This is a genomic window from Ideonella lacteola, assembly GCF_038066555.1.
In the GTDB taxonomy this organism is placed as follows: Bacteria; Pseudomonadota; Gammaproteobacteria; order Burkholderiales; family Burkholderiaceae_C; genus Ideonella; species Ideonella lacteola.
The window spans coordinates 118,361-132,659 of sequence record NZ_JBBUTG010000010.1 but is presented as its reverse complement, the minus strand read 5'-3'; the positions used below and the strand labels follow the sequence as shown (position 1 = coordinate 132,659).

Sequence of the window (14,299 nt, the reverse complement as noted above, 5' to 3'; positions counted from 1 at the left end):
ATTTCGCGACAATGTGGGGGTGTCCATATCCCTAATTTGAAGGATCTTGCTCCGCGAGCACCCGCGACGGCCGACGGAAAACGTTTCCAACCGGGCGTTGGACTGCGATTCGATGACAGTTGTTGATCGGATGCGAAGGCCATGCAGACCACCGGAACATCGTTGCCGGCGGACGCAGACCCTGATAGGCAGCGATCACTCCTGACGAACCCACCGGCGGGCCCATGCCGAGGCCGCCGCAACCATGAGGGCCGCGGCCTACAGCCGGTGCGTGCGATCGCCTTCGCGAAAGCCGACGAGGGGCTGGTCGGCCGGCCCCTCCAGGCCCCGTGCCAGCGCCACCACCTTGAACAGCTCGCCCATCTCGTGCTCGGTGATGAGCTTCTGCGCCATCGCGCGTTCGGCGACGCCCGCCTGCGCCATCAGATCCACGATGCCGCAGTTGATGAGAAAGCGCGCTTGCGAGGTGTAGCCCACCACCTCCAGCCCTGCTTCCTGCGCGGCGAGCGCCACGCCGGTGAAGTCCACATGGGCGGTGATGTCCTTGGTGCCCACGTCGGCCAGCGGATCGGCATCCACCCGGTGCGCACGGTGGCAGACCAGGGTGCCCATGTGGCGCTGGGGCAGCCAGTACTCCGCCTCCGGAAAGCCATAGTCGATGAACAGCGCCAGGGCCCGCGTCATCCGGCCGGCCAGCGTGCGAATGAAGGCCTGCGCCTGCGGGTGGATCTCGGTCACGGTGCCCGGCACAAAGGGGGCGTCCACCGGCGGCCGTGCAGACGTCGGCCGGTCGGCCCAGACGAAGGCGCCGGCGGCATCCACGGCAACACCGCGCTCGGACCACTGGCCCCCATCGAAGTGCAGCAACTGCACCGGCATCGCGTCGAGCACCTCGTTGCCCACGATCACGCCGTGCAGTTCATCCGGCAAGGTATCGCACCACGCCACGCGCGGCGCGAACGGCTTCAGACGCTCGGCTTGGCGCGCCCGCAACGTGCCCGACAGGTCGACGATGATGTAGCGCTGCACCGCGTCACCCAGCGCCTGCAGCAACTGCTCGGCCAGGGCCCCCGATCCGGCACCGAATTCATACACCGTCTGCCCCCCGGTGGCGACGAGGCCCTCGCGCACCTGCGCCGCCAAGGCCTGGCCAAACAACGGTGACATCTCGGGTGCCGTGACGAAGTCGCTGCCGTCGGCCGGCATGCGGCCGAGCTTGGGGTGGGCGTTGGCGTAATAGCCCAGGTCGGGCGTGTACAGCGCCAGCGCCATGAAGCGGTCGAAGGGCAGCCAGCCGCCGGCCGCGTCCATTTCGGCCCGAATGCGCGCGCCCAGGGGCGCCGATACACTGCCGGCTTCGCTTTCTGTCATCGCCCGATTGTAGGAAGCGCCCACCCCGCCGCACCGCCTGCGCCGCCAGCTCTGGCCGGCCGCTTCCTCCGATGAACACATCCTCCCTGCTCGACTGCATCGTCATCGGCGCCGGCCCGGCCGGCTGCAGCGCCGCTTCGTGGGCCGCCCAGATGGGGCTGCGCGTGGCCGTGGTCGAGCGGGCCGCCGCGCCGTGCGCCACGCTGGCCGGGCTGGATTTCGAGCAGGACTGGGTGCTGGGCCATCCGCACGCTCGGCTGGCCCAGATCGGCGAGCGGCTGGCCGCCCACGCTCTGGGCATGGCCGGGCTGCGCTGGTGTCTCGGGCAAACCGTGAGCGGCCTGCAGCGAACCGCCGGCGGATGGCAGGTTGCCCTGTCGACAGGCGAGCAACTCACGGCTCCGGCGCTGGTGCTGGCCACCGGTGTACGCCCAGTGCGCCCGACGGCGTATTTCGGGCCGGGCGCGGGCACCCTCGATGCCGTCTCGCTCACCGCCCGGCGCGATCGGCTCACACCCGGGCGGGTGCTGTTGCTGGGCGGCGGAGACAACGCCCTGGAAAACGCAGCCTACCTGGCCGGCCGCGGCCACGCGGTCACCATCTGGACGCGCGGTGACTACCGCGGCCAGGCCGCCCTGGTCTCGGGACTGGATCGAGTGCCCACCGTGACCCAGCGCGTACGCACCCCGCTGCCGCTCTCGCTGCAGCCCCTTCCCGATGGAAGCGTGGCGGTGGACTCGGCGGCCTACGGCACCGAGACGTTCGACCATGTGGCCGTGCTGTTCGGCTACGAGCCCGAGCCCGCCCCCTGGCATTGGCTGGCCCAGGCGCTGCAGGTGGCCGGCTCGCCCACCCCGACCGTGCCGGCCGGCCAACCGGCCGAAGCGCTGGGCGTCTTTGTGGCGGGAGATGCCAGCGGACGCTGGCACCCTTGCGTGCAGACCGCCTTGGCCGACGGCGTGGCCGCTGCGCAGCAGGTGGCCGCCTTCCTGCACCCCTCGCGGGCGGATCAGGTCGGCTCGGCCGCGAAGGTGCCGCCTTCAACGCTCAACAGCCAGATCCTGCACCTGAACGGGCTTCGGTTCGGAGCCAACCTGGGTGTGCTGGCCCACGAGCGCGACGGCCCTCAACCCATCCAGGTGGATGCGGAGCTGAACCTGGGCCGCCAGCCTGCGCTGGCGCGCGATGCCGACCTCAGCCACGTGCTGGACTACCGCAAGGTGCGCCAAATCATCATTGACGAGTGCACCCGCGAGCACACCGACCTGCTCGAATCATTGCTCGCCAAACTCTGCGTGCGCCTGATGGGCCTGCCCGGCGTGCTGGGCGTTCGCATCAAGGTGGCCAAACTCGAGATCTTCGACGACTGCGAAGTGGCCATCCGCTGCGAAGCCGGGGTGTGGTGACCCCCGCAGGGGAAAATGTCAGGTGGCGACTCGGTTGGGCGCCCGGATGGATGGATTGAGATGAACAACGTAGCGACCCCTGAAACGACCGCCTTGGACTCGGCCGCCGCCGCAGAGAAGAAGGCCGCCTTCGAAACCAACAAGCTGAGCAAGCGGCTGCATCGCCAGGTGGGCCAGGCGATCACCGACTTCAACATGATCGAAGACGGCGACAAGGTGATGGTCTGCCTGTCGGGGGGCAAAGACAGCTACTCGCTGCTCGACATCCTGCTGAACCTGCAACAACGCGCGCCGATCCGCTTCGAGCTGGTCGCCGTCAACCTCGACCAGAAGCAACCCGGGTTCCCGGAAGAGGTGCTGCCGAACTACCTGCGCTCGCGCGGCGTGCCCTTCCACATCGAGGAGCAGGACACCTACTCGATCGTGAAGAACATGATCCCCGAGGGGAAGACCATGTGCAGCCTGTGTTCGCGGCTGCGCCGGGGCATCCTCTACCGCGTGGCGCGCGAGCTGGGCGCGACCAAGATCGCTCTCGGCCACCACCGTGACGACATGGTGGTGACGCTGCTGATGAACATGTTCTTCGGCTCGCGCATGAAGGGCATGCCGCCCAAGCTGGTCAGCGACAACGGCGAGCATGTGGTGATCCGCCCGCTGGCCTATGTGGCCGAGACCGACTTGGAAAAGTGGGCCGCTCACCGCCAGTTCCCCATCATCCCCTGCAGCTTGTGCGGCAGCCAGGAGAACCTCCAGCGTGTCCAGATCAAGGCGATGATCCGCGACTGGGAGAAAAAGCACCCGGGCCGGATCGACAACATGTTCACGGCGATGGGCAACATCACGCTGTCGCACATGATGGACCGGTCGCTCCACCCCTTCACCAGCATCCGCGCGACCGGCCAGCCCGACCCGGCCGGCGACAAGGCGTTCGACGAGGACGACGAGGGCTGCGGCACCCCCACCGTCAACTCGAATGAACCACAGGTCGTTCAATGGGGTCTGAAGTAGCCTGTCTGGCTGACGCGTGATCCGGCGCGAAGGCCCCAAGGAGCCCCGACATGACCTCTGCGCCTCGTCCGCTTGTTTCCCGCTGGCTGGCCGCCGGCCTGCTCGCCACCTCGCTGCTGGGCGGGTGTGCATCATTCAAGACGATTTCCAGCGAAGTCAGCACTTACGGCGAGTGGCCCGACAAGCGCCCCGCCGGCACCTACGTGATCGAGCGGATGCCGTCGCAGCAGGCGCCATCGACCTCGGCACAGCAACAGGCCATCGAGCAAAGTGCCCACCAGGCGCTGCAGGCCGCCGGATTCGTGCCGGCACAAGAAGGCGCCACCTCGGACGTGATCGTTCAGATCGGCGCCCGGGTCACCCGCTTCGATCGGGCACCGTGGGAGGATCCGCTGTGGGCCCGCCCCTACGGCGGCCCGTGGTCGCCGCGCTGGGCCTATCCCGGCTGGCCCGGGCCGTATTCGCCGTTCTGGTCTTGGCGCATGCGCACCGAATCCGAATACCAGCGTGAGGTGGGCGTGCTGATTCGTGACCGGGCCACCGGCCAACCGCTGTACGAGGCGCGAGCCCGTAACGACGGCATCACCAACGGTGGCCAGCCGATGCTCACCGCGATGTTCACCGCCGCGCTGAAGGAGTTCCCCAAGGTGCAGAACGAGCCGCACGACGTGGCGATCAGCCTGCCCTGAGGCCCGCGCCCGATAATCACCCACCGAGCCGGCGCCCAGGGCGCCGGCTCTTTTTTCGCACCACGATCAAGGAACACGCCATGGCGCTGAACGTCGTCATCATGGCCGCGGGCAAGGGCACCCGCATGCACTCAGCCACCCCGAAGGTGCTGCACAAGCTGGCGGGCCGGCCCTTGCTGCAGCATGTGCTGGACCGGGTCGCGCCCCTCGCACCCCATCGGCAGGTGGTGGTCACCGGGCACGGTGCGCAGCGGGTGGAACAACTGGTGGGCGCCACCGCCGTCTGTGTGCGCCAGGAGCCGCAGTGCGGCACCGGCCACGCCGTGCAGCAGACCGTGCCCGCTCTCGATGACGCGGCGGACACCACGCTGATCCTCAACGGCGATGTGCCGCTGATCGGCAGCGACACTGCCGCTGCGCTGGCAGCGGCCTGCAGCGGCCGGCGCCTGGCGCTGCTCACTGTGACGCTGGAAGACGCCACCGGCTACGGACGGATCGTGCGCCACGGCGATGCGGTGAAGGCCATCGTCGAGCACAAAGACGCCACGGCCGAGCAGCGAACCATCAGCGAGGTGTACACCGGCATGATGGCCGCGCCCACCGCGATGCTCAAGCGCTGGGTGATGGCGCTGAAGAACGACAACGCCCAGCGCGAGTACTACCTGACCGACATCGTCGCGATGGCGGTGGCCGACGGCGTGCCGGTGGTCGCCACCGCCGCCGCGGACGAAACCGAAGTCTTGGGCGTCAACAGCCCCGCGCAACTGGCCGATCTCGAGCGCCGCCTGCAGCGGCGACAAGCCGACGCGCTGATGAACGCCGGCCTGCGTCTGGCCGACCCGGCGCGTTTCGACCTGCGTGGCACGCTGCGGCATGGCCGCGATGTCGAGATCGACGTGAACTGCGTGTTCGAAGGCTCGGTCGACCTGGGCGATGACGTGCGTGTCGGCGCGAACTGCGTGATCCGCAACGCCCGCATCGCCGCTGGCACGGTGATCCACCCCTTCACCCACATCGACGGCGAAGCGCAGGGCGTTCAGATCGGCGCGGGTGCGCTGATCGGCCCCTTCGCCCGCCTGCGCCCGGGCGCTGTGCTGGGCGACGAGGTGCACATCGGCAACTTCGTCGAGGTGAAGAACTCGACGCTCGCCAAGGGGGCCAAGGCCAACCACCTAGCCTACCTGGGCGATGCCACGGTGGGCGAGCGGGTGAACTACGGCGCCGGCGCGATCACCGCGAATTACGACGGTGCGAACAAGCACCGCACCGTCATCGGCAACGACGTGCATGTGGGCAGCAACTGCGTGCTGATCGCTCCCCTGACGCTGGGCGACGGCGCCACCATCGGTGGGGGGTCGACGATCGCCAAGGATGCACCGGCCGGGCAGCTCACCGTGGCTCGCGCCAAGCAGGTCAGCCTCGCGGGCTGGCAGCGTCCGAAAAAGCAGCCGAAGTAAACCCGTGCCCGGTGCGCCCGGGCCGGCCGCTCAACGACCGTTCAACGACCGGCGACGAGCGCCCGCGCCAGCAGCTCGGGCTGACTCGCAAGTTCGATCGGCAGGTAGACCGCCGGCGCCTTGGCCTCTTTCAACCGCCGAGCCTGGGCACCGAGGTCGAACACCGCCACCGGCCGACCCGATTCAGCTGCCGAGGTCAACACATAGCAGAAGGTCTCGGGCCAGACCGACGGCAGCAGGATCAGGTCAGGTGCTGCCGCCTCGATGCGCGCGGGCAGCGTCTTGTCCTCATAGCGTCCCAGCACCTCGACACCGGCTGCTCGCAACGCCGCATCGTCGGACGAGTAGCCGAGCAAGGTGAAGTGCAGGCCCAGTTCGGCCGCAGCGCGGCTGCTCGCGAGCCCCCGCAACACGTGCAGCCCCTTGATGGGGCTGAGCGCGCCAATCACCAGCACCCGGCGTACCGGGCCGCGTGGCGGTAGATTCGCTGGCAGGTGCAGCGGCTCATGCGGCTGCACCTGCACCCGCACGGTGGGGAAGTAGTTCGACAGGCGGGCCGCCACGTCTTCGTCGGGGACGATCACCCGTTGCGCCTGCGCCAGCAACTGGCCATGCGCGGCTCGCCACGGGCCGATGCGCCCGGCAGCCTGGCCCAACTCGTCGCGCTGCAGACACCGGTTGCAGGTGTCGCGATCGGGCTCGCCACAGTAACGGCCGCTGGCATCGACGAGATTGATGCGCGGACAGATCAGGTGGTAGTCATGGACCGTCACCGACAGCGGCACGCCCAGAGTCTTGGAGACGTAGGGCAGCAACTCGCGCAGGACCGGCGGGTGATCGACCAGGTGGTGCAGGTGGATCTCGCGCAGGTCGAGCGCCGCCAGCACGTCGAGCAGGGCTTGGGCCGGGTGGCATGGCCCGTGCCGGCCGTCGGTCAGCAACGGTACCGCCTGCAGTGCAGGCAGATCCAGCGTCTCGCCGTGGCCGTGCGTCGCGGCCAAGGTCACGCAGCCGGGCTTGCGCGACGGATGCATCGTCACCACACCGAGACCCCGCTCACGGCGCAGGCGTTCAGCCTCTTCGGACTCGTGTCGCGCCGCGCCGCCGCCACGGGCATGGTTGATCATCAGCACCAAGCCGCCGCCCTCGTTGACCTCAGCGGCGCGCTTCAGACGCGCAGCATCAAGCCGGGCCCGCTCCGGCATCAGCGGATCGTGCGCAATCCACTCGTCGATGCGCTGCTGGTAGTCCGGATGGCGCTGCAGCAGCGTGACGATGGCCGCACGGGTGCGGGCGTTGGACTCGACCGCAAAGCTGACCGAGCCCTGATGTAGCACATAGGTGTCGCTGGCGACCAACTGCACCCAGCCCGCCGCGTTGGCGCGCATGCACCAGTCGTTCTCTTCGCCGTAGCCGCGACCGAAGCGCTCAACGTCGAACAGGCCAATCGCATCGAGCGCCGCACGGCGCATCCACATGCAAAAGCCCACGCCCGTCGGCACCTCGACATGACGGCCGCGGTTCACGCGGGCGGCCAGGGCGTCGATCTCGCCATCATCCAGCTCGAGCTTCTCCCAGTTGCTGTGCAGCATCCGGGGATAGCTGCAGACGGTCGCGTTGTTCGACAACGGCGTCACCGACGCAGCCCTCGGCTCGGCCTCGCCATGGGCCACCAACCGGTCGAGCCAGCCCGCGTGCACACGCGTGTCGGCGTTGAGGATGACGACGTCGCGGTCCCAATGCAGCTTCAGCCCCCGATTGACCGTGGCCACAAAACCCCGGTTGCGCTCGTTGACCATCAGGTGGATCAGGCCCATGGCCGCCAGCTCGCGCAGGTGCGCCGACAACGCCGGCTCGGGGCTGCAATCGTCGATCACCACCAACTGGTAAGGCGTGTCGACCCACGATGACAACACGCTCCAGAGGCATCGCAGCGTTTCCTGGGCGCCGGCGTAGACGGGCACCACCACATCCACGCGGGGCTCGCCTGTCGGCCGCGGCAGGTGGCGCCATGGGTCGATGTTCAGATAGTCACGCCCGTCCAGCCGCGCCGGTGCCGCCCACGGCAAACGGCCAGAGTCCACCGGCTGGGCATCGGCGGGCAGGCCATCGAGCAGGTACCGCTGCATCGGGTCGACGGGGGCATTGGATTCGCGCGCCGGCCCTTGCTGCAGGCGTTGCAGCAGGCTGCGTGTCCCGGTGGTCGGCTCGAAACGCGGTGCCGGGCGGCGCCGTTCCTTCCAGCCGAAATTGACGAAGTGGGTCAGGGGATCGAAGCCCTTGCCCCGCACATCGACGTTGTTGGCCAGATAAAAGTCCGGGTCGAACCATGCGCAGGGCGACAAACCTTGGTGGCGCCCCACGAGCGCGTAGTGCAGGAGTCGATTGATGCCGGGGTGCTGGCGCCCAGGAAGCTGCCCGGTGTAGTGACGCGCATCGAACAACACCATCGGCATCAGCGACCGTGCGTCGCCGTGCTCCACATAGTGCCGCAGCGCCGGCATGTCTTGCCGCTCAGCGGGAGAAATCTGGCGGTCGTAGCACCCCTTGTCGAACAGCCCTACCGCACGGGTCAGCACCACTTCGAGACGCCGCGCCATGCCCTGGGTGCTGGGACGTCGCTGTAGACGTTGCAGGAACTTCAGGGCCCGGTCTGCATTGGCCGGTTGAAGCAGCCAGCGGCCGAGGCGGCCGCGTGGCGTGATGCGAAAAGGCGTGCGAAAGCGCTCAGCGTCGGGCCCGTGCGACGGCAAATCCACCGAGAGCCAGGCGCCGACACCGGCCGATTCGGCCAGCACCGCCAAGGCCTGCCGGGGCGCCCCCGCCACCTCGCCCAGCAAACCGGCCCACGCGAGATGCTCCATCGCCAGCAGCGCCAACTGGCCGCGCTGGGCTGCCTCGGGCCAGTCCAACGCCTCGTTCAGCCGCGCCGGCAGTTCGACGCGAGGGAGTCGCCATGGCGGCCCGATCGGGCCACGAGGGCCTTCCAACTGCAGCACCAGTTCTTCGGCGGTGGGAAACTCCTTCCACAACGTGCCCGGCACTTCGACCAGGAAACCGACCTCGTCGTGCTCCAGCTTCAGGCTCTTGGCCACATCGCCACGGGAAGTGCGGCGCACGGGCACATCGAAGCGGCGATCGCCACAACGCAGGCGCAATGGCTGACGCACTTCCGGCGTATCAGCCAACCAACCGCGCAGCAACAGACCCGTCCAGCCCTCCACGTGACACGGTGTGGATGGCGCGGGCGGCGTTGCAGCCGGGGCGGTCACGGCGGCATCAGCCCAGCGGATCGCGTGTTCAAGGTGTGGCGCGAGCGACGCCAGCTCCGCCTGGATGCGATCCACCTCGGGGCGTTGCCGCAGCGCCGCCATCCAGTCTTGCAGCTGCAGCACGCTCGGCTGCTGGGGCGATTTGACCGGCAGGCCATCAGCGCCGAATCGCATGCACAGAGCACCGGGGTGGCGCGCAAGGGCCTCCCAAGTCGACAGCGGCAACTCCAGTTCGAAGCCGAGCAACAGCCCACCCTGGGCTCCCACGGCCCGGGCGACATCAGCACGAGAGACCCGGCGGATCTGCGCCGGCAAGGCCTCATCCCCACAGACCAGGCTCAGCGGCTCCCGGCCCGGCGCCGCAGGGTCGTAGGCCCAGCCGACGAGCAGCACGCCCTCCAGGCGCTCGACCACCAGCTTGGCCGCGGGCGACACGGCCATCGGCAATTCCAGGTCGAGTTCGAGGTCAGCCGGCGCGCCGTTGGGCCGCAAGCTGGGGCTGTCAGAAGTGGTGGCTGGTGCGTCGGCGGGCATGACACTCGTGGCGCAACGAAGCGACAAAGAAGGTGATATCGATTTTCGGCGATTTCGCCCCTCTGCGGCCTGCGAGCACAATAGAAGCTTCAGCGGCCCGTCCGCGCCCCCCTAGATTGTTTTGAGTTCCTCTGCTTCAGCCAGCCGCTCGCTGCCGGCCCTGGCCTCGTTGACGCTGGCTGCGCTGGGTGTCGTGTATGGTGACATTGGCACCAGCCCGCTGTACGCGCTCAAAGAGGTCTTCCACGCCGGCCACGTACCGACCACTCCGGTCAACATACTCGGCGTTCTGAGCCTCATCTTCTGGACGATGACGATCATCGTCTCGCTGAAGTACGTGCTGCTCATCCTGCGGGCGGACAACAACGGCGAGGGCGGGCTGATCGCCATGCTGGCGCTGGCCACCACCGCGGTGCGCGAAAAGCCAACGCTTCGCCGCACGCTGATGGTGGTCGGCCTGTTCGGCACCGCCATCTTTTACGGCGACGGCGTGATCACGCCGGCGATCTCGGTGCTCTCGGCCGTCGAGGGCCTGCAGGTGATCGCCCCGGGCATGCACGATTGGGTGATCCCGATCACCCTGGTGGTGCTGACGGGCCTGTTTGCGGTGCAACGCTTTGGCACGGGCGGCATCGGCAAGTTCTTCGGCCCGATCACCATGGTCTGGTTCATGGCGCTGGTCGCGTTGGGGCTGCCCCATGTGATCTCGAACCCGGACGTGCTCATCGCGCTCGACCCGCGTTATGCCATCGGCTTTTTCGCCAGCCATCCGAAGACGGCTTTCATCGCCCTGGGAGCGGTAGTGCTGTGCGTCACCGGCGGCGAAGCACTGTATGCCGACATGGGCCACTTCGGCCGCCGCCCAATCCGCATTGCCTGGTACGCGATCGTGATGCCGGCACTGGTGGTCAACTACTTCGGCCAGGGTGCGCTGCTGCTGGGCACGCCCGATGCGGTGGAAAACCCGTTCTACCTGATGGCCCCCGAGTCGATGCGCCTGCCCCTGGTGGTGCTGGCCACGGCGGCGACCGTCATCGCTTCGCAGGCCCTGATCTCGGCGGCCTTCTCCGTGACCAAGCAGGCCATCCAGCTCGGCATCCTGCCGCGCATGAGCGTGCGCCACACCTCGGTGCGCGACACGGGGCAGATCTATGTGCCCTTCATCAACTGGGGCCTGTACGTGTTCATCGTCCTCGCGGTGGCCCTGTTCAAGAGCTCGTCCAACCTGGCTTCGGCCTATGGCATCGCAGTGACGCTGGACATGACGATCACCACCGTCATGACCTTCTTCGTGATCCGCTACGGTTGGCGCTATCCGCTGACGCTGTGCGTGCTCGCCACCGGATTCTTCTTCATCATCGACGTCACGTTCTTCCTGTCCAACACGCTCAAGCTGCTGGCAGGCGGCTGGTTCCCGCTGGTCATCGGCGCGGGCATGTTCGTGCTGATGCTCACCTGGAAGCAGGGCCGGGCGATCATGCACGAGCGGGTGCGCAACGAGGCGATCGAGCTGCGCGGCTTCCTCGACGCCGTGTTCGTCAGCCCCCCGGTGCGGGTGCCCGGCACCGCCGTGTTCCTGGTGGCCGAAGAGGGCCTGGCGCCCAACGCGCTGATGCACAACCTGAAGCACAACAAGGTGCTGCACGAGCACAACCTGTTCGTGCATGTGAAGCACCACGAGGTGCCCTGGATCGGCTTCGACAAGCGGCTGGCCATGGAGTCGCTCGGGCACGATTGCTGGCAGATCACGCTGAACTTCGGGTTCAAGAACGACCCCGACGTGCCGGAGGCGCTGCGCCTGCTTGAAGGCCGCGGCGTGCCGCTCGACGAGATGGACACGAGCTACTTCCTCAGCCGCGACACCGTGATCCCGACCTTCGGCGAAGGCATGGCCATGTGGCGCGAGAAGCTGTTTGCCAGCATGCATCGCAACGCGGCCGACATGGCGGATTTCCTCTCGCTGCCGTCGAACCGCATCGTCGAGCTGGGTGCAAAGGTCGAGATCTAGTTTTTAGGCGCGGACGGCGGCCACGGCCTTCAGTCGCTCGACGCCTGCACGGCCCAGGCGCCCTGCAGCCGCCACGGCCACCGGGCCGGCCAGCATCTGCGCAAACACGGCGCGCAGCTGCCGGGGCGTCACCCGTGCCAGGGCCTGACGCCGCTCCTCGCGGGAACGCACCCGACCGAAGGTGTAGAGGTCGAGCACCGCCTCTTCCAGCCGCCGCGCGGGTCGCTCCCAGGTTTGAAGGCGGCGAACCGCCACCTGGTTGCGCGCCCGCTCCATCTGCAGCGGGTCGATGCGTTCGGTTTGCGCCTGCATCAAGCGAACGACCTCATCGGTGAACGCCTGGATGTTGTCGGGCGACATGGACGCTTCGATGACGAATTGGCCGGCCAGATCACCCAGGTCGGCCGAGCAGGCCGCGTAGTACACCAATCCCAGCCGTTCACGCAGGCTGTCCATCAGGGGCGAGCTCATGCCCTCGCCCAACAAGGCAGCGGCCATCTGGTGGGCGGCATGACGCGGTGCGGTGACCGGCGGCGCCGGGAACCCCAGCACCACATGCGCCTGGCTGTGGCCGGCGAGACGACGCAGGCCGATGCCCCCCTGGAACTCGGGTGGCACGGATTCGTTGGGTTGGCCGGTCGGCAAGCCACCCAGCGCCTGGCGGGCCTCACGCACGATCGTCCGGACGTCGACCTTTCCCGCGACGGCGACCACGATGTTGCTGCCGGTGTACTGGCGGGAAACGTAGTCCTGCAGCTGTTCTCGGGTGAAGCGTTCGATGTTGCGCCGCCGGCCGATCACCGGCTGCGCTTGCGGGTGCGCCCCGTAGCAGGCCTCGTCGAACAACCTGAAGGCCGTGTCGAACGCGTCGTCTTCGGTCTCGGCAAACTCCTGCAGGATGACCTGGCGCTCACGCTCCAGCTCATCGGCCGGAAAGCTGGAATCGCGCACGATCTCACCCAGCATCCGCACGAACAGCGGCGCATGCTCGGCCAGACCCTGCATGTGGTACGCGGTGTGGTCCTTGTCGGTGTGCGCATTGACTTCGGCGCCCAGCCTCTCGGCGTCAAGGTTGATCTGCTGGCAGCTGCGGTGTCGGGTGCCCTTGAATGCCATGTGCTCGGCCATGTGGCTGATGCCATTCAGGCGCGGGCTCTCGTGGCGGCTGCCGGTGCGCACGAAGATGCTCACGCAGACGCTGTCGATCCGGGGCAGTTGGAGGGTCAGCACGCGCACGCCGTTGGGCAGCGTGTGCACGCGGGTGTCGGGGTCGGGGGTGAAGGTGGTGCTCATCGGAAGTCCCGCCAGCTTAAGGGCAAGGCCGGTCGCCGCTATGCTCGCCGCCCATGCCTCACCCCTGCCCGATGCCAGATTTTCGAGATCTCAGCCTGCCTGCCGCCGTGGCCGGGTTCGTGGCGGTGCTGGTCGGCTTCACCAGCTCGGTCGCCATCGTGTTCGCTGCCGCGCAGGCGCTGGGCGCGAGCACCGCCGAAACCGCGTCGTGGATCTGGGCGCTGGGCCTCGGGATGGGCGTCACCAGCCTGGGCCTGTCGCTGTACTACCGCCAGCCGGTGCTGACCGCCTGGTCCACCCCCGGTGCCGCACTGATCGCTGCCTCGCAGGGCGTGGGTTTGCCCGAGGCCACCGGCGCCTTCATCGCCTGCGCCGTGCTGATCACCGTAGCCGGCTACTCGGGCCTGTTCGAACGCGTGATGGGTCGTATCCCCATGGCGATCGCCGCCGCCCTGCTCGCCGGGGTGTTGTCACAGTTCGCGCTGAAGGCCGCGCTGGCCACCGGAACCGCGCCGTGGTTGGTCATTGGCATGGCCTTGGCCTACCTGGCAGGCCGACGCTGGTGGCCCCGCTACGCGGTGCCGGGGGTGCTGGTCGTCGGCATCGGCATCGCCGCCTTGCAAGGCCGCATCAACCTGGCCGAGGTGCACCTGGCGTGGACGCAGCCGGTGTTCACCAGTCCCACCTTCAGCATCGGCGCGTTGATCGGCATCGGGCTGCCGCTGTTCGTCGTGACGATGGCATCCCAGAATCTGCCTGGCGTGGCGGCGCAGCGGGCGTCGGGATACCAGACCCCGGTGTCGCCGGTGATCGGTGCCACCGGGGTCGCCAGCCTGGTTCTGGCGCCATTCGGCGGCTACGCCTTCAACCTGGCCGCCATCACCGCGGCCATCTGCATGGGCCGGGAAGCCCACGAAGACCCCGCCAAACGCTACACCGCCTCGGCGATGGCTGGCGTGTTCTACATCGCGCTCGGCCTCGCCGGCGGCGCGGTGGCCGGCCTGCTGAAGGCCTTCCCGCCCGAGTTGGTGGCCGCCGTGGCGGGGCTGGCGCTGCTGGGCACCATCGCCGCCGGGTTGGCCACCGCCCTGAAAGACGAGACCCACCGCGACGCCGCCCTGTTGACCTTCATCGTCACGCTCTCCGGCCTCACGATCGGCGGCATCGGCTCGGCCTTCTGGGGCGTGGTGGCGGGCGGTGTGGCACTGGCGATGCAGCGACGGGCCGGCGGCTGAAGCGCAACCGCCCGGGCTCCATCAAG

At 68.2% G+C, this 14,299-nt stretch carries 9 protein-coding genes and 1 pseudogene; 7 read left to right on the top strand and 3 right to left on the bottom strand.

Features of this window, described 5'->3' with window-relative positions; all coding sequences use genetic code 11:
• Window positions 1-258: 258 nt before the first annotated feature.
• Window positions 259-1,371, bottom strand: a complete 1,113-nt coding sequence (locus AACH06_RS16485; RefSeq protein ID WP_341426834.1) for a class I SAM-dependent methyltransferase — start codon at window positions 1,369-1,371, stop codon at window positions 259-261.
• Window positions 1,372-1,442: 71 nt separating this feature from the next.
• On the opposite strand from AACH06_RS16485, the pseudogene AACH06_RS16480 reads away from it, so the two are divergent.
• The 5 genes and pseudogenes from AACH06_RS16480 to glmU all read left to right on the top strand — a co-directional run.
• Window positions 1,443-1,976: pseudogene (locus AACH06_RS16480) on the top strand (NAD(P)/FAD-dependent oxidoreductase); the annotation flags it as partial.
• 426 nt (window positions 1,977-2,402) lie between these two features.
• A complete protein-coding gene (locus tag AACH06_RS16475; protein WP_341426945.1) occupies window positions 2,403-2,777 on the top strand; it encodes a dihydroneopterin aldolase in 375 nt (124 codons plus the stop codon).
• Between the two features lie 60 nt (window positions 2,778-2,837).
• On the top strand, window positions 2,838-3,785 hold the full coding sequence (gene ttcA / locus AACH06_RS16470; RefSeq protein ID WP_341426833.1) for a tRNA 2-thiocytidine(32) synthetase TtcA: 948 nt from the start codon (window positions 2,838-2,840) through the stop codon (window positions 3,783-3,785).
• Between the two features lie 50 nt (window positions 3,786-3,835).
• Entirely contained in the window at window positions 3,836-4,474 is a 639-nt protein-coding gene (locus AACH06_RS16465; protein ID WP_341426832.1) for a DUF4136 domain-containing protein, read from the top strand.
• Window positions 4,475-4,554: 80 nt separating this feature from the next.
• On the top strand, window positions 4,555-5,931 hold the full coding sequence (glmU, locus tag AACH06_RS16460; protein WP_341426831.1) for a bifunctional UDP-N-acetylglucosamine diphosphorylase/glucosamine-1-phosphate N-acetyltransferase GlmU: 1,377 nt from the start codon (window positions 4,555-4,557) through the stop codon (window positions 5,929-5,931).
• Between the two features lie 41 nt (window positions 5,932-5,972).
• Here the strand turns inward: glmU and AACH06_RS16455 are convergent, their stop codons facing one another.
• Window positions 5,973-9,737 carry a glycosyltransferase family 2 protein gene (locus AACH06_RS16455; RefSeq protein WP_341426830.1) on the bottom strand — a complete coding sequence of 1,255 codons (3,765 nt, stop codon included), beginning with the start codon at window positions 9,735-9,737 and terminating at the stop codon, window positions 5,973-5,975.
• A 121-nt stretch (window positions 9,738-9,858) separates the two neighbouring features.
• Between AACH06_RS16455 and AACH06_RS16450 the strand changes: the two genes are divergently transcribed.
• Window positions 9,859-11,745, top strand: a complete 1,887-nt coding sequence (locus AACH06_RS16450) for a potassium transporter Kup (RefSeq protein ID WP_341426829.1) — start codon at window positions 9,859-9,861, stop codon at window positions 11,743-11,745.
• 3 nt (window positions 11,746-11,748) lie between these two features.
• Here the strand turns inward: AACH06_RS16450 and AACH06_RS16445 are convergent, their stop codons facing one another.
• Window positions 11,749-13,038, bottom strand: coding sequence for a M16 family metallopeptidase (locus AACH06_RS16445; RefSeq protein WP_341426828.1), 1,290 nt, complete (start codon window positions 13,036-13,038; stop codon window positions 11,749-11,751).
• A 71-nt stretch (window positions 13,039-13,109) separates the two neighbouring features.
• Between AACH06_RS16445 and AACH06_RS16440 the strand changes: the two genes are divergently transcribed.
• Complete coding sequence (locus AACH06_RS16440; protein WP_341426827.1) at window positions 13,110-14,273, top strand: benzoate/H(+) symporter BenE family transporter; 1,164 nt, start codon at window positions 13,110-13,112, stop codon at window positions 14,271-14,273.
• Window positions 14,274-14,299: the final 26 nt, after the last annotated feature.